Here is a 25,604-nt window from a genome sequence, read left to right as displayed (position 1 = left end):
TGCTTAAAATCCCAGAAGGGCCGTGTTAGGAGATCTTGGTGAATTTGATAACCAAGTTTACTTCTTTATTTAAAAGAAAAACATCCTGTTCAAAACTACCCCAGTCTTTTTGTTTAGAAGAAGAGTTTAAAAAACGGTATAAGCTTTTTCGCGAGATTATTTTAGCCAACAATCAAACCTTAGAAATCATGGCAGAATTTGAAGAAATCTTAAGCTTGAACAAGCCTTTTAACCTTAATTATCTAAAAAGTAGGTGCACTACATTATTGGTAAATGTTTACAAAATGATTCAGGCTTTAATCAATCTTACAGGAGGGCGTTATAAAGATTTAGAAGTGGTTTTTAACCGTCTTTCTTCTGAAATTGAGGAAATTTTAGCCTCACGTAAAGAAAATCCTTTAGAGAAATCTTTTGTATTAGACCTTTCAGAGATTACTCTAAAAGACATAGACTTAGTTGGGCAAAAGATGGCAACTTTAGGAGAGATTAAGAATAAATTAGGTTTGGACGTACCAGAAGGTTTTGTAATTACTTCTTCTGCTACGATGTATTTTCTAAAAAAAAAATAATCTTGATAGAGAGATAGACCGTTTATTTACTCTTTTAGAAGGGGTAGAGGATTTAGAAAGTTTATATAAGACTTGTGCTCGGATAGAAAAGCTTATCCTAAGGGCTTCTATCCCTAAGGAATTAGAAGAAGAAATCATGAGGCACTATAAAAAGATTAGAGAAAAATATGGTCCTGAGGTGTTGGTTGCCATGCGTTCTAGCGCTATAGGTGAAGATTCTATTCATTTTTCTTTTGCTGGACAGTATAAAACTCAGTTAAAAGTTTCTGCAGAGGCATTATTAGATACATATAAAAAAATTTTAGCCAGTAAATATCATGCTTCAGCCGTGGTTTATCGGACACAAAAAGGTTTGAGAGACGAAGATATAGTGATGTGTGTGGGATGCATGGTGATGGTAGATACTCGAGTAAGTGGAGTAGCCTTTTCCTGTAGCCCTTATGAACCTAAAACTCCTTGTTTAGAAATATACGCTACTAAAGGGCTGGCTGAAAACATCGTACAAGGCAAACAAGAGGCAGACTATTATAAGATATGTAAAACCACCGAAAAGGTGATAGAAAAAAGGTTGGTTCAAGAAAATCAACCAGTCCTTACGGAAAAAGAAATAAAAAAACTACGAGAACAAATTTTAAAGATAGAAAAACATTTTGGGTGTCCTCAGGAAATAGAATGGGGAATAACCCAAGATGATAGGTTGTTTATCTTACAAAGCAGACCTCTTTTGCTTTATGAAGAAGAAACCGAGGAAGATATTTGTCTTGAAATCGAAGGAAAAGAGGTTTTGGCAGAAAGTGGTATTTCTATTTATAAAGGGGTAGCTTGTGGTAAGGCTTTTATTGTTAGGACAGACCTTGACATTCTTACTTTTCCTGAGGGAGCGGTTTTAGTGGTTTTAGAACCTTTGCCTAAATGGGCTACGCTTTTAAAGAAAGCTTGTGCCTTGATTTGTGAGAAAGGACATCCTGCTACCCATTTAGCTATAGTGGCAAGAGAACTTAAAATTCCTTCTTTATTTGGAGTAAAAGACATAACTACTAAACTTAAAAATGAGACCTTGATTACGGTTGATTGTACTCGTAAAAAAATCTATTTAGGCTGTTGTGAGAGCTTGCTGAAAACCCAGATTCCACAGTCTAATTTTATGATCCATAGTCCTGTTTATAAAATCTTTAAAAAGATAACTGATTTGATTCTTCCTTTGAACCTTACCGACCCAGATTCTCCTTTTTTTAAGCCACGATACTGTAAAACCCTTCATGACATTATCAGATTTTGTCACGAAAAAGCTGTAGATGCAATGTTTTCGTTAGGGATAGATTTAGATTTAACTGAAAAAAAGGCAAAAAGATTGGTTAGTAAAACTCCTGGAAGTTGGTGGATAATAAACTTAAAAGATGGTTTTAAAGAAACCTTTGACCCCAAAAAAAAGAAAATTACTTTAGAAGAGATCGAGAGTATTCCTATGAAAGCTATTTGGGAGGGTATGATAGCTAAACCCTGGGAAGGACCTCCCCCTTTAGACTTCAAAGGCTTAGGCAGTGTTTTCTTCTGGTCAACGATGAGACCTGAATTGGACCCAGCTTTAGCTTTTGAGCCTAGAGAGAAAAATTATGTAATGGTATCAAAAAACTTTTGTCATCTTGGGATGAAATTAGGCTATCACTATACCACAGTAGAAGCTTACATAGGAGAGTTTATCTCAGAGAATTATATTTATTTCTACTATAAAGGAGGAGGAGCTGACCCAGAAAGAAGATTATTAAGAATAGAGTTTATTTCTGAAATACTTGAAAAAATCGGATTTTACACAGTAATAAGATTGGATGCACTTTTTGCGCATATAGAGAAAAATCCAGCAGAAGACCTTTATCAGAGGTTAAAGGTGCTTGGTTATCTTTTGATGCATACCAGACAGGCTGATATGATAATGTCAAATCCATCTTTAGCAAATACTTACAAAAAACAAATATACGAAGATATAACCCATCTCTTTGGGGGTAATCTTGGTCTAGACACAAATTTTTTTCATATCAATTAACCTGTTATAGTTTTATAATAAAAAACCAATGATCATGCCTTAAAAGAGCCACAAAAACATAGTGTCCCTTTTATTGTGTAAAAATTTTTCCGGGAAAGGCATGGTAGTTCCCCAATTCAATTTCATTAAACCCTCTTAACTTCCTTGAGTTTAACCTCTCATTCAGTTCTTTCAAGATTAAATATAACAACCTCTCAACAGAGCCTTCATCCGGAAATACTTCTATTACCTTTATCCTCCTTTTTATCTCCTTTGCTAACCCCCTTCCCTTCAGACCCAAATATCCAAAATCCAAGTATCTCTCTTCTCCCATCAGGCTTTATCCCTAAAGCTAAATATACTGGCTCCTTTGCTACCTCATTTCGACGAATAGACAAATAAGTTCTTTAACTTCATCTTCAGTCACCTTTATTAACCGGGAAATGCTTTTCAGCCCTCCTTCTTTCAGGAAGTAGGAAGGCACGAAAAGTAAATCTCTGGTATAAAAACCGTTTGCATAATCTTCTTGCTCTTCTAAATAAATCCTTCTTTCTTCAAGCATAAGGTTTTCTAAAAGGTTTTTAATAAGATTGTTGACTTCTTGCTGAAAAAAGTTTAGAATTTCTTCTATAGGTTGTTTTGTTAAAGTTTTAGTTTTTTCTTTCACGGTAGCTTCCCCTCCTTTCTGGTAGTTTTGGTTATTATGCATTGGGGAAGCTACCATACCCTTCCCTTTCCTTCAAGGCTTTAGACAATTAATGAGACACTACCTAAATATTTTAGAGGTCTTTGATTTCCTCCCAGGTTAAAAGGTGTACTCCTTTTTCTTGTAAGATAGATATGGTTTTATCCAGATTGTTGGTCCTTAAAACTACTACAGCCTTTTCTCCAGATTTTTCTACAAAAGCGTAGAGGTACTCTACGTTTATATCTGCGTCATAAAGATACTTAAGCACCCCTGCTAAACCTCCAGGCTCATCTTTTACGCCTACGGCTACCACGTTGGTTATCTTTGTGGTAAAACCTGCTTCTTCCAAAACCTTTTTAGCCTCTTCAGGCTGAGGGACTATCATCCTAAGTATCCCAAACTCAGAGGTGTCGGCTATAGACAAGGCCCTTATGTTAATCCCGTGGTCTGCTATAGCCTTTAAAGCTTCATAAAGCCTGCCCTTTTTATTCTCTAAAAAAACAGATATTTGTTTGATTTTCATGTTTTCCCTCCTTTTTATTTGAGATTGCGTTTATCTATAATCCTTTTAGCCTTACCCTCACTTCTCGGAATAGATTTGGGCTCAACCAAGGTTACTTTAACCCTTACTCCTACGGTCTCTTCTATCCTCTTTTCTAAACGTTTCCTTAGATTTTCTATGGTTTTTACGTCGTCAGAGAAAATCTCCTTAGACATTTCTACCTGGACTTCTACCTCATCAAGATAATGTGGACGGGTAAGTACTATTTGGTAATGGGGTTCTACTCCTTGTACCTCAAGTATAGCCTGTTCTATCTGATAAGGAAAGATCATAACCCCTCTTACTTTTATCATGTCATCAGACCGTCCCTTAATACGCTCAATCCTAACCAAAGTCCTTCCGCAGGCACATTTTTCTGTATGAAGGGTGGTGATGTCTCTGGTTCTAAACCTTATCATCGGCATACCTTCTCTGGTTAGGCTGGTTAAGACAAGTTCCCCCTCAGTACCTTCAGGAAGAGGTTCTCCGGTCTCAGGGTCTATGATTTCTGGATAAAAATGGTCTTCCCACACGTGAAGCCCTTGCTGAGCAGGACACTCATGGGCTACCCCTGGGCCGATGATCTCGGTTAATCCATAAACATTATAAGCTTTAACACCCATTCTGTTTTCTATCTCTTTTCTCATTTCCTCTGTCCACATTTCAGCCCCAAAACTTCCTAACCTTAATTTTAAGGTTGAAAGGTCTATACCCATCTCTTCCTTAGCATATTCAGCCAAGTAAAGCGCATAAGAAGGGGTGCAGGCTATAAAAGTGGTCCCAAAATCTTTCATCAACTCTATTTGCCGTCTGGTGTTACCAGCTGAAGCAGGAACCACCGTTGCCCCAATCTTCTGAGCACCATAGTGAAACCCTAAACCTCCGGTAAAGAGCCCATATCCATAGGCTATCTGCACGACATCATCTTTAGTAACTCCTATCATAGCAAGAGACCGAGCCATCACCTCAGCCCAAAGGGTTAAGTCTTTAACCGTATATCCTGCTACTACCGGTTTTCCAGTGGTACCACTTGACGTATGGATTTCAACCACCTCAGAAAGGGGGACAGCAAACAAACCAAAAGGATAAGCCTCTCTCATGTCTGTTTTGCTGGTAAAAGGAATATACTTTATGTCTTCCAAAGTCCTTATATCTTCTGGTTTGATCCCAGCTTCGTCAAACTTTTTACGGTAAAAAGGAACCCGCTCATAAACCCTCTTTACCACCTCTTTAAGTCTTTGAAGTTGAATTTCTCTTAATTCTTCCCTTCCCATACACTCTAACCGTTGATCCCAAAACATTACCTTACCTCCTTTAAAGGACTTTTTCTTAAACTAATTTTAAAAGATTAAACCCATTATCTTTTAATTTCTTCAGGGCCTCCTCAAAGTCTTCTACCTCAAAGATAAAATAAGCTTTTTCTCTACTTTCTGCCACATATACCAAGGCGTTTTCTATATTTATTCCTTTAGACGAGATAAACTTTACTACTTCATAAAGCCCGCCTGGCTGGTCTTTCATCTCTATACCTAACGCAGGATTTAAAGCTACCACAAAGCCATGGTTTTTAAAAAGTTCGTAAGCCTCTTGAGGTTTATCTACCAAAAACTTTATAATCCCAAAATCTCTGGCATCGGTGATAGAAAAACCAAGAATGTTTATCTGGGCTTCTGCCAGTAGTTTGGTTATTTTTTCAAGCTTACCAGGTTTATTTTCTACAAAAATAGAGATTATTTCTACTTTATACATAAAAACCTCCTTATAAGGTTCTTTTATCTATTACCCTTTTGGCTTTACCCTCACTTACAGGCAAGGTCCCAGGTTCTAACAACTCTACTTTAGGCTTTACCAGTATAGCCTCTCTCAGTTTTTCTATAATTTCTTCTTTAAGTTTAAGCAGTCTTTCTATTCTTCCGTCGAAAAACTCTCGGTCTATCTCTACCCTTACTACCATCTCATCATAGTTTTCAAGGACGATCTGATAGTTTTGCGCTACCCCTTTGATACCCATCAAAACCGCCTCTATTTGCTGCGGAAAGATGTTTACCCCTCTGACGATAAACATGTCGTCTGCCCTTCCTAAAATCCTACTTATTCTTCTATGGGTCCTTCCACAGGAACAAGGTTCTGTGTAAAAGAAGGTAAGGTCCCTTGTACGATAACGAATAAGCGGCATTCCTTCACGGTTAAGTGAGGTTAAAACCAGCTCTCCCACCTCGCCTTCTTTAACAGGCTCTCCTGTTTCAGGGTTGACTATTTCTGCCAAAAAGGCATCCTCCCAGATATGAAGACCCTGTTTAAACACACACTCAAACCCTACCCCAGGACCTCCCATTTCAGACAACCCATAGCAGTTGTAAACGTCTATCCTTAAAAGTTCCTCTATCTTCTTTCTGGTTTCCTCAGTATAAGGTTCTGCCCCTAAGTATGCCCTTTTAAGGTTTAAATCTTTTTTAGGATCTATTCCTTTGTTTAGAAGCACCGAGGCTACATAAAGGGCATAGCTGGGGGTCATATGAAAACAGGTGGTCCCAAAGGTCTTCATAAGTTCTATCTGCCTTTCTGTGTTCCCCGGCCCAGCAGGTATTACCAAAACCCCTACCTTTTCAGCTCCATAATGCATCACCAAAGCTCCGGTAAAGAGACCATAGGTCATAGAATTCTGAAGGACATCGCCTCTGGTAGTTCCTGTCATCACCAAGGCCCTTGCTATCAACTCTGCCTGGGCGTCTATGTCTTTTTTGGTAAAAAATAAAGCCTTGGGTTTTCCAGTAGTCCCACTTGAGGTGTGTAATCTCACCACCTCTTCTAAAGGCACAGCTAAAAGGCCATAAGGATAGTCTACAAAAAGGTCTTCTTTAGTAGTAAAAGGTAAACGCACCACATCCTCTAAACTTTTTATATCTTCAGGTTTTACCTTGGCTTCTTCAAATTTTTTACGGTAATGGGGTACCCTCTCATAAACTAACCTTATCACTTTTTTAAGTTTCTCTAACTGAAGCACCCTTAACTCTTCCTGAGGTAAAGTTTCTGCTTTTTGGTCCCAAAAGTTTACCTCCACCTTACCTACCTCCTTTTATTATCTTTTGTTTTTAACTTTCATACATAACTTTTCCCATATCCCTTACATCATAACCACCAAGACTTAAAACCATATTTCTAAACCCTTCATCGTGTCTTACAATATCTAAAAAAGCCTGGATTATTTCCAAATCTAAAAACTCTTTGGGAATAACTATATCATAGCGTTCTTCGGCAACGGGGATAAAATCTAAATCCAGAGCCTTAGCCGCTGCATAAATACCAAGCCCTACATCTGCCCTTCCACTGGCAACCGCCTGTGCAATCCCCATATGTGTATACTCGTCTTGGTCATAACCTCTTATCTGAGAGGGGTCTATACCAAGGTCTTTTAGATGCTTATCCAATAGAAGCCTTGTTCCGGAACCAGCCTGTCTATTGATGAAAACCACATCCTCTCGTGTAAGGTCAGAAAAACTGAGAATATTTTTAGGATTCCCCTTTTTTACGATAAACCCTTGCACTCTGTATACAAGGTTTATCAGTACTACCGGACGTTCTGGTAAAATTTTCTTTATAAAAGGTACGTTATATTCTCCGGTAGCCTCGTCTAAGAGATGGGTTCCTGCAAGATGGGCTTCTCTCTTTTTAATAGCTATTAGTCCTCCCATAGAGCCTACATGGGCTGAGGATAGAGAAATATGCGGATATCTTTTCCGCAAAAAGTTGTAGACTATATCTAAGGTATTGTCATGGCTACCTATACATACCAAGGTATAGTCTATCTCTTTTTTGTTTCTCCAAAGAAACACCTCTACCTCTTTGCCAGGAGACAATCCTTCAGAACCTGCAGGTATCCAAAGATAACCATCTGCTCTAACCACCGACATAAGAAGTCCAGCCCCTCTCCCTAAAGGAGAAACTATGTATTTATCTCCTACTTTACCCACTTTAACCCTCACAAACTCATCTACCCCAACAGGAGATGCAAGCTGACGGGAAAGAAGCCCTTTTATTTTTTCTTCTTTGGTAAGAGAAGTTCCCAGATAAAGCTCAAGAAGGGGCCTTACAAAAAGCTGATAACAAAAAATAGCCGATACAGGATAACCTGGTATTCCTAAAACCGGTTTATCTTTACAAAAGGCTGCGATAAAAGGTTTGCCAGGCTTGATGGCTACACCGTTTATTATTATCTCCCCTAAATCGTTTAGAACCTTGTAAGTAAAGTCTTCTTTTCCATAACCTGATCCAGCGTTTAAAAGTACTAAATCGTTTTCTTCTAAAGCTTTTTCTATAGCAGACTTTATAGAATGTTCTTCATCTTTAGCTATAGGATAAACCTTAACCTCTGCCCCATCTTGTTCTAAAAGCCCTTTTAAAACCGAAGAATTATACTCTATAAGAAATGGGGGGGTGAGCCCCTCTTTTTCAGCTTCTTCAGGAGGAATTAACTCAGACCCAGTAGGAATAACGCCTACCTTAGGTTTTCTTCTTACCAAAACCTCTAATATCCCACTTGCAAGCATAGCCCCCACTTCAAAGGGCCTTATAAAATGATTTTCAGGAATGATCATCTCCGTAGCCACGATGTCTTCCCCAACAGGACGAACGTCATGATAAGGTGGATAAGCCTTGTATATTTCTATAGAATCTCCTTTTAAATTTACTTCTTCTATAGGAATAACCGTGTCAAACCCTTCAGGTAAAGGGTCTCCTGTTTCTATCCAAACAGCCTGAGTCCCTATTTTTAGGGGCACCGGGTCTTTTTCTGTAGCAGTAAAAGTATCCTTAGACCTAACTGCATAACCATCCATCGCAGCCGAATGAAAATAAGGAGACGACCACTTAGCAAAAACAGGCTCAGCAGTAACCCTACCTAACGCCTCTTTTACTTTTATCTTCTCAGCCTCAAGAGGATAAACTACCTTTTGTTTAAAAACTTTAATCAACCTATTAATAGCCTCAGTAAGACTTAATACCTCATGAAAAACTTTTTTCCCCATTACTTTATCTCCCTTATACCCAAAATATTGGGGGACCTTCTAATAAAATCACGCTCTTGAGCAATCACCTCTAAAGGAAGGCTGATTAAATCTATAAGATAAGGGTCAGGATGTTTAAGATAAATAGGGATGGTTTCCTTAAAACTCTTAATATAGCTCTTGCAATCTTTACAAAGTTCAACCCTTATCTCATCTTCGTCTACTAAAAGGTCTATTTTGTCGCACTCTCTATGCCCACAATAACTACAACCAATCCTAAATCCCTCTTCTTTATACCCACAAATAGAACAAAGAAAATGACGTTTATTGTTTTCGTCTATTAAGGATAAAGAATAAGGTTCTCCACAAATAGGACATCTATTGTTTACTTTTGGACTAAGGTTAGGTCTTCTTTCTGAAGCAAGTTTTCTAAAAAGAGGAAGGCTCAACAAAAAAAGCATTCTTTTTATCTCTTCCTCAGGGACTTCTTTTTCCTCAGATAAGTTTAGGTCCCATAATTCTCTTGGGTTATTTAACACCTCTTCCCCTTTATTACCTAAAATCTCCTTTAAATAAGAAATAAACTCATAAGGTACTTCAAAGGTTATGCCAAAACTTTCTAAAAGTTTATCCAAACTTTCAGTGGGGGCACTGTTTTCAAGAATTTTTTCACAATCCTTATTAAACCTAACTACCTTTTCATACAAGCTTAAAACTCCTTCTAAATGAGGTCTTTCCATCTTAAGCTGATCTATCCAAACCTTTAATTCCATTTTTACACCTCCTGCAATTTTTATGTTAAGGTTTGTTTAACACATTTTGTTTTGTATAATAAAACAAAAGCTTATAAGTTAGAGAGGGACAGGGACTCCATTTTTGGTAGGCCTTTGAGCCTCTTAAGGAGTATGTCCCTCTGTCCCTCAACACCCGATAAGTTGGTTGGGCTACCAAAGCCCCAGCTACTCGGGAGGATGGTGTGAGGGACAAAAATCTTAAAAAGGAGGTAGCATCATGACCCATTACATCGGTGTTGACATTTCTAAAGATAACTTCCACTTCTGCATCCTTAACCATGAAGCTAAAACCCTCTCCTCCGGCAAACTCTCTATGTCTCTTCAAGGCTTCTCTGATTTCTTTAACCTTCTCAAAACCCTCTCTGACCCTATCGTTGTTATGGAATCCTCTGGTAGGTTCCACATCCCCCTTTACTGCTTCCTCGTTGAAAAAGATATCCAAACCTTCATCCTTAACCCTAAAATCGTCCACAGATTCTTTGAATTTATCTCCGCTAACAACCCCTCTAAATACGACACAAAAGATGCCAAAATCCTTGCACTCTTCGCTCTTAATAACCCTGAATTCCTTAAATCCTATCCTGAAAACTCTGAACTCCGTAGTGCTTCTCGTCTTATCCAAAAACTTAAACATGAACTTGCTGAAGCTAAAACTCAAATCAAATACGCCCTCACTGTTCTTTTCCCAGAAGCTGAAAAGCACTTTAATATTTACTCCCACTCCTTCCTTAACATACTCCTTAAATTCCCCTCTGCTAAAACCCTTAAAAAAGCTAAACCAAATGAAATTTCCGAAATTATTAAATCCTCTGTTCCTAAAGGTAAAACCCCTTCCTTTTCTCCCGATGAAGTCATAAACCTTGCTAAAAACTCTATCGGGGTTGACAATCCTTATCTCTCTCAAACTCTTATCATCTACATCGAAAAACTCTTTTTCCTTGAGCCAAGAATAAAAAAGCTTGAAGAGATGCTTGTAGAGAAAATGGATGAAGACCAGCAAGAACAAATTAAGCTCATTTCCTCTATAAAAGGTATTTCCTCTAAACTTGCAAGTCTCTTTTTGGCTGAAATCAGAGACGTAAAAAGATTTTCTAATGCCAAAAAGCTCATAAAGTTTGCGGGCACAGACCCAGTAACAAAACAATCTGGTAAGTATAAAGCTAAGATGAGCATATCTAAGCAAGGGTCGAGCTTTCTCAGAAATGTTCTTTTCCAGATGGCGGTAGGTGTAGTAAAATGGAATTTTTACTTCAGATCCTATTTTATACGTAAGAAGAAAAACTTTGGCAGTTATAAGAAAGCTATGATAGCAGTTGTAAACAAACTTATAAGAGTTATCTATGCAATTTGTAGAAAAAAAACTTTCTTTAATCCTGCTTTTTCTAAGTTCCCTGTTCTGGAGGTCTCTCATGTTTAATTCCTATTTTCTGATAGTTGACTCTTTAAACTGTTTTTTTACTACATTATTATAATAACTTAAGATAAAAAAGAAAAAAGGGGAGAAAGTTTTTCTCCCCTTTTTTAAGGATAAAAAAAGTTTTAAAAACCGGTTTTTATTTTATCCTTTTAGCAACCCGATATCCTTAAGCACAGAAGGAGAAAGAGCTACACCCTTTTCTATAAGGGCTCTCAACATCTGTCCCATGGCAATCAAGTTTTCAGGTTTTTTCGGATTTTCAGCCAGATTATATTCTTTAGGAGAAGCCTTTAAAGCATATACTACCCCTAATCCTCCTAAGTCTGTCTCGCCATAAAGCACAGTATAACCTTCTGTCTTAGCTTCTTTTATCAAGCTATCACGGTCTCCATACTTTATAGCACCTGTGGGACAAGTCTTCGCACAAGCCGGGGTAAGACCTGCCTTTACCCTGTCTATACAGAAATGACACTTTGAAATCTTACCGTTTTTATCGTATCTCGGAATGTTAAAAGGACAAGCTGCTTGACAAGCTTGACAACCTATACACTGGGTCTTATCATAATAAACTATCCCAGTATCTGGGTCTTTTTTCAAGGCTTTTACAGGACAGATTTCTACACAAGCAGGTTCTCCACAGTGTAAACATCTGTGGCTTACAAACAGCCACTGGACTTCGTTTTTTTCGTTTACTTTTTCGATAAACCGAATACGGTTATAAGTATAACCTGTAAGGTCTGGGGGGTTCTCATGAGTTCCATTGTTTTTAGTCTCTTCTGCTGGAAGGTCGTTCCAAGATTTACAAGCTACCTGACAACCTCTACATCCTATACAAAGGTCTGGGGTTATTAATAAAGCTTTGCGTGCCATACCTTTCCTCCTTTAGATTTTTTAAGGGAGGTAGGGAGAAACTCCCTCCTCCCCTCTATTTTCAAATTAAGCTTTTCTTATGTTTACGATAAAGCACTTTGTCTCTTGGATAAAAGTATTTGGGTCAACTACATTAGGTGTAAGTAGGTTAGCGCTGTCTCCTCCTTTACCATTCTCAGGAAATCTCCATCCATAATGCCAAGGTATACCTATAACATGACATTTTTTACCCTGTACTACAAGAGGCCTCATTCTTTCTGTAACGATAGCTATCGCCCAGATTTCTCCTCTTGGGCTTGATATAATTACTCTATCCCCACTTTTTATACCTTTTTCTTTAGCAAGCTCTGGGTCTATTTCCGCAAAAATTTGTGGTTCAAGCTCAAGTAACCACGGTGTGTGTCTGGTCATAACACCTGTCTGCCAGTGTTCAGTTACCCTGTAGGTAGTTCCTACATAAGGATATTTGGGATCTAATCCTACCACAAACTTATCCTCTGGGCTATCATAGGTCCTAGCAACCGGGTTAAAATGGACCTTAGGATAAAGTAGGTTCTTAAAAGGCGACTCTACCGGCTCATAATAGGTGGGGAATGGGCCATCTGCTAAACCAGAACCAAAAATAGTCCCCACACCAAGAGGCTTCATGATAAAAGGAAGGACCCCACCTTCCATGGCTAAAGGTGGTTGTGGACCATCAGGGATATCTCCTACCCATTTCTTAGCTTGAGCATCCCATTTTATAACCTGTCTTTGTGGATCCCATGGAGTACCCATCGGGTCTACACTTGCCCTATTGTAAAGGATCCTTCTGTTAACAGGCCAACACCAAGCCCAGTTAGAATATAAACCAAGTCCTGTTGGGTCTTCTTTCCCTCTTCTTTTCATCATATTACCTGCATCAGTAAAAGCTGCAGAGTAAATCCAATTACCACAAGCAGTAGAACCATCATCAAGTAAAAACACAAAAGAAGCAACTTGTTGTCCCTTCTTGTAAGATTTTTTATCTATAGGATGTGAAGCTACATCTTGAGTATAATAACCGTTTATTTCTTTAGCTACTTTCTCTATATCTACATGTTTTTCTCCATAATTCCAATTAAGCTTAACTATCGGGTCAGGAAATACCCCACCCTGTTTTTGGTAAAGTTGTTTAATCTTTAAATAAAGTTCATTTATAATTTCAGCATCAGGTAAACACTTTCCGGGAGGTTCAACCGCTTTATACCTCCACTGGGCTAACCTTCCTGAGTTGGTAATACTTCCCTGTTTTTCTACCGATGAGGCGCAAGGCAAGAAAAAGACTTCTGTCTTAACCTTCTTTGGGTCCATTCCAGGACCTTTCCAGAAAGATGAAGTTTCGTTGTCCCAAAGGTTGACACAGACCAACCAATCAAGCTTAGCTAAAGCCTTTCTTACCTTGTTAGCATTGGCACTTGAACAAGCCGGATTTTGTCCCCAAGCAAAAAATCCTTTTATTTTGCCTTTATACATAGCATCAAAGATGTCATACCAGCTATAGGTTTTATCATCGTCAAGCTTTGGAAGATAACTATAACAAAAATCGTTTTCTTTGGTTGCATTGTCTCCATAAAAAGCTTTAAGCAAGCTCACGATATATTTAGGTCTGTTTTTCCACCAATTAAGGCTCTTAGGTTCGGCAGTTTTGGGTGTATTTTTTTCTATATAAGTCTTTAAATCAACCCAAGAAGCCTTTGGGGTCGGAAGATAGCCTGGTAAGATGTGGAAAAGAATCCCCATATCGGTTGAGCCTTGGACATTGCTTTCTCCTCTTAAAGCGTTAACTCCACCTCCAGCCATCCCAACATTACCAAGAAGAAGTTGAATGATAGACATAGATCTTATGTTCTGAACTCCTACTGTATGCTGGGTCCATCCCATAGCATAACAAATAGTAGCTACTTTATTTGGCTTTCCGGTTGAAGCGATAATCTTATAGGCCTCAAGGATTTTTTCTTTAGGTGCCCCTGTAATCTCAGAGACTATATCTAAAGTATAACGGCTATAATGTTTTTTAATAAGCTGAAAAACACAGTTTGGGTCTTTTAGTGTAGGATCTTTTTTAGGAATACCTTTTTCGTCTAATTGATATTTCCAAGTATTTTTATTATATTTTCTTGCTTTAGGGTCGTATCCTGAAAAATAACCGTCTAAATCCTCAGGACCTTTAAAATTTGGGTCTACTAAGTAGGAAAGGTCTGTATAGTTAATCACGTATTCTTTGAAATAGAGTTCGTTATCTATAATGTATTTAATAAGTCCACCTAAAAAGGCTATATCTGTTCCTGGACGAATAGGTACATAAAGGTCTGCTTTAGAAGCTGTCCTGGTAAATTTTGGGTCTATTACTAAAAGTTTAGCACCTCTCTCTTTTTTAGCCTTTAATATCCATTTCATAGAAATAGGATGGTTTTCAGCAGGATTACCTCCCATAACGATGATCACATCGGCGTTTTTTAAGTCAACCCAATGATTAGTCATTGCGCCTCTTCCAAACGACTCTGCCAGAGCCGCCACGGTGGCGCTGTGTCATATTCGCGCCTGATGCTCTATGTAAACAAGGCCTAAAGACCTCATCAATTTTTGTAAAAGATAGCATTCTTCGTTATCAAGTGCAGCTGAGCCTACATGAGCGATAGTCTCAAGTCTATTAATCACTCGTCCTTTTTCATCCTTAATGATAAAATACTTATCCCTTGTAGCCTTTACCCTTTTTGCTATCTCAGATAAAGCCCATTCCCAAGAAACCTTTTTCCATTCAGTAGCCCCTGGAGCACGATAAAGAGGCTCTGTAACCCTATAAGGATTGTTAGCCATTTGAACCAACGAAGCACCTTTTGGACATAAAGCTCCTTCATTAATAGGACTATCAGGGTCACCCTCAACCTGAACTACCTTCCCTCCTTTAGCATAAACGATTAAGCTACACCCAACCGAACAATAAGGACAAACAGAAGTAGTTTCTTTAGCATTTTTAATCTTAAGCTCGGTAGCAGCATAAGCCTTAACAGGAGAAAGGTCTATAGAAATAGAGCTTAAAACTAAAGAACCTATAGATAACTTTAAAAAATCTCGTCTACTTATTCCACCCATAATTATACCTCCTCTTTTTATTTACTTCTTAATATTAAATTTTTAAGTTAACTTAAAAAAATAATCAACAATCAAAAAAGAGAATTATAACCTATTTTAAATAATTATTTCACCTTTTTTTTCTTTTTTTTTAATAAAACTTAAATTTTCTTTATCAATCAATTTAGATATTGAGAGTTTCTTTTTCTGCCCAAAAGATAAGCAAAAGGCTTCTTCTAAAATTTTTAACCTTGGGTCGTTTGATATGGTAAAGAGGTTGCTTGCTTTTTAAAAGAATACAAGCTAAAATACTCTTATAAAATAAATTTTAAAAAATCTTTTCTTAAAGGAGGAAGAACTATGCTTTCTAAGATTCCTTTTGACCTTTCCAGGCTTGACGAAGAAGATTTAGATAAACAGATCCTTAGAATAGCCTTGATGGCAGAGCTTGACGCTATCAATCTTTATGAACAGTTGGCTTCATTAACCGAAGATGAAAACTTAAAGGCTATCCTTCTTGATATAGCCAGAGAAGAAAAAACCCATGTAGGCGAGTTTTTATCGATGCTACTTATCAAGGATGAAGAGCAAGAAGAAGAGTTAGAAGCCGGCGAAGAAGAAGTGAACGAACTTTTAGAAGGAGAAGAAGAGGAAGAATAACCTTTTAGACCTTCAGCTTTAAATATAGACTTATTAACTTATCATGAAATATTTAAGTTGCTTAAGATTTTATGGAGTCTTTTTGGTTTTAATTTTAGGAAGTATTGTTTTTACTTTTTTTTCAGTTTTTGCTTCAGTATCTAAGCCTCTTGAAGTTACCGCTCAAAAATTACAAGCTTTTAACAACTTTAAAACCTTGGTAGCCGAAGGAGATGTAGTCATTCAGACTGATAAAATGCTTGTCTGGGCTAAAAAGGTTACCTATGAAGTTCCTACTCAATACCTAATCCTTTACCAATATAAAATCTTTGATTTTACCCAAAACGCAACCGTTGAGGGAGACCAAGCTTTTTTAGACCTGAGAAATGAAGAACTTTGGGGTAACAATGTTTTTATGTATTTAAAAAAAGAAGGTATTCGAATTAAGGCTAAAGACTTGCATAAAAATGCCTTAAATGAATACTTAGCTAAAAGTGCCTTAGTCAGTACTTGTGAGTTTGATTGTGAAAATGAAAGGGATTTTCCTCCTTGGAGTTTAGAGGTTAAGGATTTTATTCTGACCCCAGAAGGGATAAGTAGTGGTGAGGCTACAAAGTTTAAGATAAAAAAACAAACGGTAGTTTATTTTCCTAAAACCGCTTATGTGCCCAAGGTAAGTCTTCCTATGACCCCTCAACGAAGTACCGGTTTTTTGTTCCCAAAGTTTGTTCAAGGTAATAGGTTAGGCTTGGGGATACAACTTCCCTTTTTTTGGCCTTATACCGACCAGGTTGATTTTACCTTTTCTCCCATGTTTCTTACTAAAAAAGGCCTGCTTTTAGACTTGGAAACTCAGTTTAGGTTGCTTGAGCCTTTAGAAGGGATACTAAAATTAAGGTATCTTAAAGACGATGAAAAAGCACTTATTGAAACTATTGGCACAGAAAATAAAAAGCATAAGTGGTGGTTTGTAGGAAAGGTTGATTACGCACCTAAACCAAATTTAGATTTTCATTTAGACATAGACCTTGTTTCTAATAAAGACTTCTTAGAGGAGTTTGACGTAGGAGAAAACGGCTTTTCTTCTTCTAAAATCCTTTTTTTAGAAAGACTTCAAAGGTCATTAGAAGAAAAAACTCAAGAATATAGGACCTCCCGTTTTTGGGGACAATATTACCGTGGTAGCCTTTATTCAAGGATAGAAAACACTTATCTGGATTATCACGGGAATTCTGATAAAGATTCTGTGCTACAGCCTCTCTGGGTTTTTCGGCTAAATCTTTTACCTTTTAAGACTTTGGGAGACCTAATTACAAGCCTTAGTTTTAATCACAACTATAGTTTTAGAAAAGAAGGTTATTATGGGCACAAGATAAGTTCGAACTTAGAGCTTGCCTATCCTTTTAAAACCTCTTTTTTGTTTAACGAACTTAAAGCAAGTTATACTTTAAATTATTATAGTTTAGATGACCCTAAAGGGTTTGAAAAAAGTACCTTTAATAAGTCTTATTATGATGTTTCTTTTACTTCGTATGCCCAGTTTTTTAAATTTTATGAGGTTGACCTTCCGTTTAACCAGAGGATAGATTTTTTACATGTTTTTAAGCCTTATATAGGATATTATTTTAAGAAAAAGCCTTCTGAAGAGGTTTTTCCTGTTTTTAACTATGAAGACCTTACTAAGGAAGAAATAAACACCTTAGAATACGGGTTGTGGCAGGTTTTCAGACTAAAAAATCAGCCAGATCTTTTGAAGTTAAAGGTTTATCAACAATATCAGTTTAACGCAGAAGAAATTCCTACGGCTATTTCTTCAGAAAAAAGGAAATTTTCCGATTTAAGCCTCCAGATATTGGTTAACTATGCCCCAAATTTTTCCTTAAGATATGATGGAAGCTATAACTTTTACGGTTTGGGGTTTAAAAAGCATTCTCTTTCTTTGGGAATAAACGACAGGTTTATCGACCGAATAGGATTAACTTTTCAAGACGATAAGGCCTGGAATTCTCGGCAACTAACCTTATACCTCTCTCAACGTCTTGCTCAAAGGTTTCAGACAGATTTTTATCTAAGCCGAAATCTGATACGTGAGGAAAACACCGAAATGAGGTTTGGTCTTACTTATCTACACGACTGTTATTTGTTGGGAGGAGGAGTTTCGGTCACCCCCAAAGATACTAAATTTTTCTTTAGGGTAGAATTAAAAGGGTTAGGAGGTTATGGATTAGAAAAATAAAGGTTTTAGCCCCTGGACCTTTAAAGTTTAGCTTTGTAAAAGAAGGGGTCGATTCTTATGTAGAAAAAATTTCACCTTTATGCCCCATAGAGGTTTGTTTTCCTAAGGTAAAAAGTGGAATACAAGATAAAGAAGAAAGACTAAAGTTAGAAGGCAAGATCCTAAAGAAACATCTTAATGGGAATGAATTTTTAGTAGTCTTAGACGAAAGAGGACAAAGCCTAAATACAAAAATCCTTGCTATGAAGATAGAAAAATGGCTTGAAGCCTCTAAGGATTTATGTTTTTTAGTAGGAGGACCAGAAGGTTTGTCCGATGAGTTTAAGCAAAGGGCAGACTTCCTTCTTAGTCTTTCTTCTTTAACTCTTAATCACGAAATAGCCTTGCTTGTTTTAATGGAAGCTCTTTATAGAAGTTTAACCATATTAAAGAAAATTCCCTATCATAGGGAATAATTTATAAAAAATCAACCAAAAAATAAGATTTTTGGCTGTAATCCTCTAAAAAAGCTCTTGACTTTTATTCTCATTAACGCTAAATAGTTTAGCTAAGATGACCCCTGTAGACCTTCGTTGGCTGGAGAAATACGTTAATTTTTCAGAGTTAGTGGTTAGTCCCTTAGGAGATAACATAGCCACGGTGGTTGAAGACCAAGAAGGGCAAAGTTTTATCTGGGTTAACGGAAAGATAATAGATGAGCCTTTTGAAAAGGTTAATTTCCTCCAGTTTGTCTCTAACGGAAGTTTAATCGCCTCGGTGCAAAAGGACGGTCTATGGACGGTCTGGAAAGATGGGGTTTTGTGGGAAGAATTTTTTGAATACCTTTGGAATTTGAAATCAGACAATTCTGGGAAAAAGGTCCTGGCTAATGTTAAAGTAGAAGGAAGTTATACGGTTTGTGTAGACGGAACTTCCTGGAGCAACTCTTTTTATGATGCAAGGGACCTTTTTGTTTCTCCAACAGGAAGTAAGGTCGCCACCTATGTAAGGTTAGAGAACTATCCGGTTTTAGAGATTTTTAATTTTGCCAAAGGTATGTGGTCTTTGGCGATAAATGATTCGTACTGGGATAGAAGGTTTTTAGCTGTGTTTGGTTGTGATTTTAGTCCTCAAGAGTCTAAAGTAGCCGTAGCTGTAAGGTTACCTGATAGAAGTTTTACCATAGCAGTAGATGGGCTTTTATGGGACAAGACCTTTTATCAGGTCTGGGAACCAAGGTTTTTAGATGAAAATCAGGTGGTAGCTCCGGTAAAAACCGATAAGGGATGGGAGCTATACTGTAATGGGAGTTCCTTTTGGGGAAGACCTTTTGCCCAGTTGTGGAACCTTAAGGTTTTTCCTGAGAAAAAGAGAGTAGCGGCGGTGGTAGCGTTAGAGTTAGGAAAATGGACCTTAGCAGTAGACGAAAAAGTCTGGAGGATAACTTTTGGACAATGTGTGTTAGCCCCCCATTTTAGTCCTGATGGAGAAAGGGTAGCGGCCGTGGTAAGAGACCAAGATAAATGGGGATTGGCAGTAGATGGGGAGTGTTGGGATATAGTTTGGGAAAAAATAGGGGACCCTGTTTTCAATCCTCAGGGCAGTAAGATTGCGGTTAAGGCAGAAAAAGATAATAGTTATTATTTAGTAGTAGACAATAAAGTTTTAGAAGGACCTTATAGTTATCTTTGGGACCCTGTTTTTTTAGAGGAAGATAAGGTTTTAGTAAGAGGGATAAAAAATAAGGTTTATTTTACTAAAGAAGTGAAGGTTTAACGATGTCTTTTTTTGAATTGGTAAGAGGGCCTTTAGCTTGGGCAGCCTTTTTAATATTCCTGTTAGGTTCAGTTTATAATCTTTATGTTTTTTTTAAAAAAGCCCAAAAAGATAAAGTGCTTTATGGATATTTTAGTCTAAAGTATACCCTTAGGTCCTATTTATTCTGGCTTTTACCTTTAGGTAGCTATAGCATGAGGCAAAGACCTCTTTTTACCCTTATAAGTTATTTTTTCCATGTAGGCCTTTTACTAACACCTATTTTTTTCTTAGGGCATATCGAACTTTGGAAAGAATCTTGGGGGATTAGTTGGTGGGCCTTACCTAATCTGGTTTCAGACTTTTTAACAGGCCTTACTATTATCTGCGGGTTAATCTTGTTAGCAAGGCGTCTTTTGGTAAGGGATGCTAAGTATTTAAGCACTTTTACAGACTATGTTTTTTTGATTTTAGTGATTTTAGTGTTTTTAACCGGATTTTTAGCTAGATATCAGATTTTGTTTAACTATCAGGTGATATCAGGTATACACATTTTATTAGGAGAAATAATGTTAGTTTTAATTCCGTTTACTAAGCTTTCACATATCTTTTATTTTTGGCTAATAAGGGCGCATACTGCCTCAGAGTTTGGAGCGGTAAGGCGATCTAAGGATTATTAAGGAAGAGGTTATGGAAGGGTTTGTAAGAAAACCAGTATCAGACATAGGGATAGATAAAGCGATAGAGCGTTTGGACCAACAAAAGATTAGAAGGGCGATAGAAAGGGTTTTAAACCAAGAAGCTACCGTTAGGTTCAAGACCTTTTTAGAAACCTGCATGCATTGCGGGCTTTGCTCTGAGTCTTGCCATCATTATTTATCCCATGACAGAGACCCAAGCTATGCCCCAGCAGCCAAGGTAAAACTTACCTTAGGGGACCTGATAGCAAAGAAGGGTAACATCGCTAAACAAGACCTTAAAAGGTATGCCAGGATTGCTTTTACCGAGTGTAACCTTTGTCGTCGTTGTACCCAGTTTTGTCCTTTTGGGATTGATATTGCCTATCTGATTTCTTTGGTTAGGAGGCTTTGCGGGGTTTTAGGGGTAGCCCCTCAGTTTATCCAAGACCAGGTTTATAGCCATATGGCTTCTTATAACATGCTTTGGTTTAAGCAAGATGAATGGATAGACACGATACAATGGATAGAGGATGAGCTTAGATATGAGATAAAAAATGCCAGGATTCCTTTAGGTAAAAAAGACGCAGATATTTTGTTGCTTATCCATGGGCTTGAGGCTAAGTACATGACCCCACTTCTTTCAAACATGCTTAAGATAATGCTTGCCTCTGGAGTTGATTTCACCTTACCTGATACCGATGGTTGGGACTATACCAACAAATCTCTTTATATGCATGATTTTGAGACGATGACTTTAATAACCAAAAGACATTATGAGATAGCCTCTAAACTTAGAGTAAAAAGGATTTTAATAACCGAGTGTGGGCATGCTTACCGGGCAGCTCTTTATGAATCGGCTAGACTCTTAGGCTGGAAAGAACCCCCTATTCCTTTTCTCCATGCGGTAGAATTTTTTTATGAAATCTTAAGTCAAGGAAGAATAAAGATTGCTCATAAAGTTAAAGAAAAGGCTACCTTACAGGATCCCTGCAATATAGTAAGATATAGAGGGTTAGGAGAAAAGCTCAGGTTTATCGTAAAAGAGCTTTGCGAGGACTTCGTAGACATGACCCCTAATCAAGAATATAACTATTGCTGTAGCTCAGGGGGAGGTATGGTAGATGCAGGTCCTCCGTGGAAAATGGCAAGAATAGAAGGGGGTAAAGTAAAAGTAGAACAGATAAAAGAAACAGGAGCCAAATTGGTGATAGCTCCCTGTCATACCTGTCATAAAGGGATAGAGGACTTGCTAGAACATTATAAAGTTGATGCTCATGTAAAATTTTTGGCTGACCTAATAGCAGAACATATGGAAATCCCTGAGAGGTTAAGGCCTTAAAATGAAAGGAAGCAAAAGTTTGGTAGGTCTGATAGCAGGTTTGTTTATGTTGGGTTTAGGCTGGTTTTTTAATCCTTTAGGCTTAACCGAAACGTTAAAATCGCACAAACATCCTTTGGATTCCTCAGAAGTAAAGGGCAATGTTCTTCTTATTAAACATTCGGAAATTTTTGGTGATTTAGAGTATGCACCGGTTTTGTTTCACCATGGAAAACATGTAAAATCCCTTGAAAAGGAAGGTTGTAATGTTTGTCATCCTTCAGGAGAAAACGGCACTTTGCGTTTTGTCTTTCCGAAAGAGTTTTTATCCCTTAAAGACCCAGAAAAATTAAAGGACCTTTACCATCAAGCCTGCATCCAATGTCATCAGCAAAAGAAGTCTGAAGGTAAACCTTACGGACCGGTTAGGCTTTCTTGCGGAGACTGTCATGTTAATCGATATTTTAAAAAAGATATAACCTATCCTATGTTTGATTTTGATTGGGTCTATCATGCAAATCATGTAAAAGAGTTAGACCAAAAGTGTGAAAAATGTCATCATACCTATGATTTAGAAGAGGCTGATAAGACAAGGACTTTAAAGTATGTTAAAGGTAAAGAAGAGTCTTGCTATTACTGCCACGACTTTAGTAGAAAAAGAGGTCCTGAGTTAACCCAGATTTTAAAGGTAGCTCAAGAAAAAGGCTTGAGCCTTTCTCAGGCCTACCATGGGTTGTGTTTAAACTGTCATGTTGATCTTAAAAAGGAGGATAAAAAGGCTGGACCGATCACTTGTAGTGAATGTCATAAAGGTGAGACTAAAACCTTAGAAGCCCTTGCACAAGCCCCAAGGCCAGATAGAGGACAAAAAGATTTTTATTTTATGGAGTTTTCTAAAGGTTCTAAGATGCAAGGGGTTGTTTTTAACCATAAGGTCCATCAGTTTACAACCAAAAAATGTCGAGATTGTCATCATGAAAGGCTTGAAGCCTGCCGTAATTGTCACACTTTAGAAGGTATTCCTAAAGGTAATTTTGTCAACGCCGTTACCGCCTTTCATTCTCTTTATTCAGAAAGGACCTGCCAGGGATGCCATCAAAAGGAAATAAAGGCAAGGGCAGAATGTTTAGCCTGTCATCATTTGGATAAAAAAGATACTTCTCGCACAGAGATAGCCTCTAAGGATTCTTGTTTTAAATGTCATACCGGCAAACAAAAGGCTATTTTTAAAACCTTAAAGCCTTATTCTGGTAAAATAGAACCTAAGATAGAGATAGAGGTTTTATCAAAAGAGTTTGAAAAGGCTATCCTGCCCCATAAAAAAATCATAGAAAGCTTGAGTAATAAGACCTTAGATAACAGGCTCTCTGTTTATTTTCATCAGGAAGAGAAAACTCTTTGTAAAGGGTGTCATCATAAGGCAAGGGTAGATGAAAAGACAAAAGGGCAAGAGCTAAAATGTGTTAACTGCCACGGAATAGAGTTTAACCCTCTTCATCCTGAAAGACCAAGACTACAAGCGGCTTACCACGGGCAGTGTATAAAGTGCCATGAATATCTAAGGATAGAAAAAGCGATGACCTGCGATAGTTGTCATACATCGAAGAAAGAGAGGAGTATAATTAGGTTTTAAGGAAGTGTTAAGGGGTAAAAAATGTATATTTGGGAAAAACTTTTTAGTTATCATGGAGCAGAATACGTAATTTCTGGAGCTGCTTTTTTTGTTTTTATATTACTTTTTTTATGGTTTAAACCTAAGAAAAAATTTTAGGAAAAGGCTATGAATAGAAGGGATTTTTTAAAAGGTATTGTAGGTTTACCAGGATTTTTGACGATAAATCTTAACCTTAAGCTTAATGAGGAAGAGGAAAAAGGTTTTAAAGCTACCCATACCAAGGCTAATACCAAGAACTGGGAAATTTATCGCAAAAGAAAGGACACTAAACAAAAGCCTCAAGAAGGCGGCTATGCAGTACTTTTTGATGTTACTAAATGTATAGGTTGCCGTAGATGTGAATGGGCTTGTAATGAATGGAATAAAAATCCTAACCAACCTATAGAAAATTTTGAAAAATCAAGGTTTGAGAAAAATTCGGTTTTCGAAAAGATTAGAAGGCCTTCAGCAGGGGCTTTTACGGTAGTAAACAGGTTTGAGGTGAACGGAAAGGTAGTTTATGTGAAAAGACAATGTATGCACTGTTTAGATCCTGCCTGTGCTTCTTCTTGCTTTGTGGGGGCTTTTACAAAAACAGAGGAAGGGGCGGTGCTTTATAATCCTGAAGTATGCGTAGGTTGTAGATATTGTATGATTGCCTGTCCTTTTGATATACCAGCCTATGAATACTATGACCCTATAACCCCTCAAGTTACTAAGTGCACGATGTGCTTTGATAGGGTGGTAGAGGGTAAGGTCCCTGCTTGTGTAGCGGTCTGTTCTGCAGATGCCCTTAAGTTTGGTAAAAGGGAGGAGTTGTTAAAAATAGCGCATAAATTGATAGCAGATAATCCTGATAGGTATTTCCCTAAAGTTTATGGAGAGGATGATTTTGGGGGAACCAGTTGGTTATACCTTTCTCCTGTGCCTTTTGAGGCTATCGGGTTGCCAACCGGCTATAAACAAAGCCCGGCGGTTTATACCAGAAACTATCTTTTTGCCGTAAAAGTTTTAGAAATTTTAGCCTCTCCTGTGTTGGCTTATTTAGCCTATAAGATGGTTTTTAAGAAGGGGAAGGACGGAGAGTAAAGATGGAAAAGGTTGAGGCAAAGGGTTTTAAACAAAAGCTACTTTTGGCTCCTGATTTTAAAACCTATATCGTCGGGCTTTTTACCCCTTGGAATCTGATAGCAGGCATTATTTTACTTTTCGGATTTTATGCCATAGCCTATAGGCTGATTTTTGGGCTCGGTCCTGCTACCAATTTAAACAACGATTATCCTTGGGGGCTTTGGATTGCCTTTGATATCTTAGCAGGTATTGCCCTTGCTGCTCCGGGTTTAACGGTAGGAACCGCGGTTTATCTTTTTGGGATGAAAGAGTATAAAAGTTTTGCCAAACCAGCCATTCTTTCAAGCCTTGTAGGTTATGTTTTTGCGGTCATAGCCCTTCTTTTTGACCTTGGAAGATATTATAGGGTTTTTTATCCTATAATATGGTCTTGGGGTTTAGAATCGGTGCTGTTCTTGGTTGGTTGGCACTTTTTCCTTTATATTATGATATGTTTAGTAGAATGGTTTCCGGTTTTTTTTGAGTGGTTAGGTAAAGAAAAGGCTAAAAATTTCTTTGCTTCTTTAGGGGTTTGGGCTACGGCTTTTGGGGTAATAATAGCCGGTGGACATCAATCAGCCTTGGGTGCGCTGTTTTTGATAGCACCAACTAAGGTGCATCCTCTTTGGTACTCACCTCTTTTACCGTTGTTTTTCCTTATTTCTGCGATAGCGGCAGGAGTTTCGATCGTGGTGATAGAAAGCACCATCACCCATCGTTTTTTTAAACAAAACCTTAAAGAGTTTAACCCAGAAATGTTTGATAGAAAAACCTTAGGCCTTGGAAAAGCTCTTGCCGTGGTTTTAAGCTTGTATTTATTCCTGAAGGTTTTGGACCTGGTCCATCAGGAAAAATTAGGTTACTTTTTTTCTTCTTATGGTATCCTCTTCGTTTTAGAACATTTAATTTTTGTGATATGTCCCCTGGTTTTGCTTTCGTGGGCGATAAAAGCGGAAAAAGCCTTTTGGGTAAGGATTTCTGCTTTTTGGGTAGCTTTAGGGATAATTTTTAATCGTGTGGTGGTTTGCCTTATAGCCTATAATTGGTATATTCCGTGGCAACAAAAATATTATCCTTCTTGGATGGAAGTAGCCCTTTCTCTTTCGATGGCAACCATGATTGTTCTTTCTTCAAGGTTTATGCTTAGAAGACTTCCGATCCTTTCAGAATAAAAATTGTCCCTTTTGGCACAATTGTTATGTGCATTAAGCTTATAGATTCTCTATAAAACCTCTTTA

General features: G+C 37.7%; 23 protein-coding genes and 1 pseudogene. 12 read left to right on the top strand and 12 right to left on the bottom strand.

Annotated features, from left to right (window positions below):
- The first annotated feature begins 38 nt into the window (after positions 1-38).
- Both F1847_RS09435 and F1847_RS09430 read left to right on the top strand, forming a co-directional pair.
- Positions 39-569 carry a PEP/pyruvate-binding domain-containing protein gene (locus F1847_RS09435; RefSeq protein ID WP_150072526.1) on the top strand — a complete coding sequence of 177 codons (531 nt, stop codon included), beginning with the start codon at positions 39-41 and terminating at the stop codon, positions 567-569.
- Between the two features lie 13 nt (positions 570-582).
- Positions 583-2,610 (top strand): PEP/pyruvate-binding domain-containing protein, encoded by a 2,028-nt coding sequence (locus F1847_RS09430; RefSeq protein ID WP_255449524.1) that lies wholly within the window; start codon positions 583-585, stop codon positions 2,608-2,610.
- Positions 2,611-2,680: 70 nt separating this feature from the next.
- On the opposite strand, the gene F1847_RS07965 is transcribed toward F1847_RS09430, so the two are convergent.
- From F1847_RS07965 to F1847_RS07920, 10 genes and pseudogenes are all read right to left on the bottom strand, one after another.
- A complete protein-coding gene (locus F1847_RS07965; RefSeq protein ID WP_150072524.1) occupies positions 2,681-2,923 on the bottom strand; it encodes a transposase in 243 nt (80 codons plus the stop codon).
- A gap of 7 nt (positions 2,924-2,930) precedes the next feature.
- Positions 2,931-2,987: pseudogene (locus tag F1847_RS09570) on the bottom strand (hypothetical protein); the annotation flags it as partial.
- On the bottom strand, positions 2,963-3,313 hold the full coding sequence (locus F1847_RS07955) for a hypothetical protein (RefSeq protein ID WP_150072522.1): 351 nt from the start codon (positions 3,311-3,313) through the stop codon (positions 2,963-2,965). The gene F1847_RS07955 and the pseudogene F1847_RS09570, both read right to left, overlap by 25 nt.
- A 55-nt stretch (positions 3,314-3,368) precedes the next feature.
- Positions 3,369-3,800 carry an ACT domain-containing protein gene (locus tag F1847_RS07950; RefSeq protein WP_150072521.1) on the bottom strand — a complete coding sequence of 144 codons (432 nt, stop codon included), beginning with the start codon at positions 3,798-3,800 and terminating at the stop codon, positions 3,369-3,371.
- A gap of 14 nt (positions 3,801-3,814) precedes the next feature.
- On the bottom strand, positions 3,815-5,119 hold the full coding sequence (locus F1847_RS07945; RefSeq protein WP_150072520.1) for a phenylacetate--CoA ligase family protein: 1,305 nt from the start codon (positions 5,117-5,119) through the stop codon (positions 3,815-3,817).
- A 28-nt stretch (positions 5,120-5,147) separates the two neighbouring features.
- Positions 5,148-5,567: an ACT domain-containing protein gene (locus F1847_RS07940; RefSeq protein ID WP_150072519.1), complete on the bottom strand. Its 420-nt coding sequence runs from the start codon at positions 5,565-5,567 to the stop codon at positions 5,148-5,150.
- Positions 5,568-5,577: 10 nt separating this feature from the next.
- Positions 5,578-6,879 carry a phenylacetate--CoA ligase family protein gene (locus F1847_RS07935; protein ID WP_150072518.1) on the bottom strand — a complete coding sequence of 434 codons (1,302 nt, stop codon included), beginning with the start codon at positions 6,877-6,879 and terminating at the stop codon, positions 5,578-5,580.
- A gap of 31 nt (positions 6,880-6,910) precedes the next feature.
- Positions 6,911-8,842: a molybdopterin biosynthesis protein gene (locus tag F1847_RS07930; RefSeq protein WP_150072517.1), complete on the bottom strand. Its 1,932-nt coding sequence runs from the start codon at positions 8,840-8,842 to the stop codon at positions 6,911-6,913.
- Positions 8,842-9,594: a formate dehydrogenase accessory protein FdhE gene (fdhE, locus tag F1847_RS07925; protein ID WP_150072516.1), complete on the bottom strand. Its 753-nt coding sequence runs from the start codon at positions 9,592-9,594 to the stop codon at positions 8,842-8,844. Before fdhE ends, F1847_RS07930 begins: the two co-directional genes overlap by 1 nt.
- Before the next feature lie 25 nt (positions 9,595-9,619).
- On the bottom strand, positions 9,620-9,877 hold the full coding sequence (locus F1847_RS07920) for a hypothetical protein (protein WP_150071130.1): 258 nt from the start codon (positions 9,875-9,877) through the stop codon (positions 9,620-9,622).
- Here F1847_RS07920 and F1847_RS07915 point away from each other — a divergent pair.
- Positions 9,833-11,032, top strand: coding sequence for an IS110 family transposase (locus tag F1847_RS07915; RefSeq protein WP_150071129.1), 1,200 nt, complete (start codon positions 9,833-9,835; stop codon positions 11,030-11,032). The genes F1847_RS07920 and F1847_RS07915 overlap by 45 nt on opposite strands.
- 141 nt (positions 11,033-11,173) lie before the next feature.
- Here F1847_RS07915 and F1847_RS07910 read toward each other — a convergent pair whose 3' ends face one another.
- Together F1847_RS07910 and fdnG are read right to left on the bottom strand one after the other, a co-directional pair.
- Entirely contained in the window at positions 11,174-11,902 is a 729-nt protein-coding gene (locus F1847_RS07910; RefSeq protein WP_150072515.1) for a 4Fe-4S dicluster domain-containing protein, read from the bottom strand.
- A 66-nt stretch (positions 11,903-11,968) separates the two neighbouring features.
- Positions 11,969-15,016 (bottom strand): formate dehydrogenase-N subunit alpha, encoded by a 3,048-nt coding sequence (gene fdnG / locus F1847_RS07905; protein ID WP_150072514.1) that lies wholly within the window; start codon positions 15,014-15,016, stop codon positions 11,969-11,971.
- A 339-nt stretch (positions 15,017-15,355) separates the two neighbouring features.
- Between fdnG and F1847_RS07900 the strand changes: the two genes are divergently transcribed.
- From F1847_RS07900 to nrfD, 9 genes are all read left to right on the top strand, one after another.
- On the top strand, positions 15,356-15,655 hold the full coding sequence (locus F1847_RS07900) for a ferritin family protein (protein WP_150072513.1): 300 nt from the start codon (positions 15,356-15,358) through the stop codon (positions 15,653-15,655).
- Between the two features lie 82 nt (positions 15,656-15,737).
- On the top strand, positions 15,738-17,870 hold the full coding sequence (locus F1847_RS07895; protein WP_168194302.1) for an LPS-assembly protein LptD: 2,133 nt from the start codon (positions 15,738-15,740) through the stop codon (positions 17,868-17,870).
- Positions 17,834-18,325 carry a 23S rRNA (pseudouridine(1915)-N(3))-methyltransferase RlmH gene (locus F1847_RS07890; protein ID WP_150072511.1) on the top strand — a complete coding sequence of 164 codons (492 nt, stop codon included), beginning with the start codon at positions 17,834-17,836 and terminating at the stop codon, positions 18,323-18,325. The genes F1847_RS07895 and F1847_RS07890 overlap by 37 nt, the downstream gene beginning before the upstream one ends.
- Before the next feature lie 97 nt (positions 18,326-18,422).
- The gene (locus tag F1847_RS07885) at positions 18,423-19,625 is read left to right on the top strand and encodes a hypothetical protein (RefSeq protein WP_150072510.1); all 1,203 of its coding nucleotides are present in this window, start codon (positions 18,423-18,425) and stop codon (positions 19,623-19,625) included.
- 2 nt (positions 19,626-19,627) lie between these two features.
- Complete coding sequence (tmcC, locus tag F1847_RS07880; protein ID WP_150072509.1) at positions 19,628-20,284, top strand: TmcC family electron transfer complex membrane anchor subunit; 657 nt, start codon at positions 19,628-19,630, stop codon at positions 20,282-20,284.
- Between the two features lie 10 nt (positions 20,285-20,294).
- Positions 20,295-21,623 (top strand): (Fe-S)-binding protein, encoded by a 1,329-nt coding sequence (locus tag F1847_RS07875; protein ID WP_150072508.1) that lies wholly within the window; start codon positions 20,295-20,297, stop codon positions 21,621-21,623.
- 1 nt (position 21,624) lies between these two features.
- On the top strand, positions 21,625-23,235 hold the full coding sequence (gene hmcA / locus F1847_RS07870; RefSeq protein ID WP_150072507.1) for a sulfate respiration complex hexadecaheme cytochrome HmcA: 1,611 nt from the start codon (positions 21,625-21,627) through the stop codon (positions 23,233-23,235).
- A 147-nt stretch (positions 23,236-23,382) separates the two neighbouring features.
- Positions 23,383-24,345 carry a 4Fe-4S dicluster domain-containing protein gene (locus tag F1847_RS07865; RefSeq protein WP_150072506.1) on the top strand — a complete coding sequence of 321 codons (963 nt, stop codon included), beginning with the start codon at positions 23,383-23,385 and terminating at the stop codon, positions 24,343-24,345.
- A gap of 2 nt (positions 24,346-24,347) precedes the next feature.
- A complete protein-coding gene (gene nrfD, locus F1847_RS07860; RefSeq protein ID WP_150072505.1) occupies positions 24,348-25,538 on the top strand; it encodes an NrfD/PsrC family molybdoenzyme membrane anchor subunit in 1,191 nt (396 codons plus the stop codon).
- Positions 25,539-25,604 lie beyond the last annotated feature (66 nt).

Source organism: Thermodesulfobacterium sp. TA1 (assembly GCF_008630935.1).
GTDB lineage: Bacteria > Desulfobacterota > Thermodesulfobacteria > Thermodesulfobacteriales > Thermodesulfobacteriaceae > Thermodesulfobacterium.
This window is presented reverse-complemented; position numbering and strand designations above follow the sequence as displayed.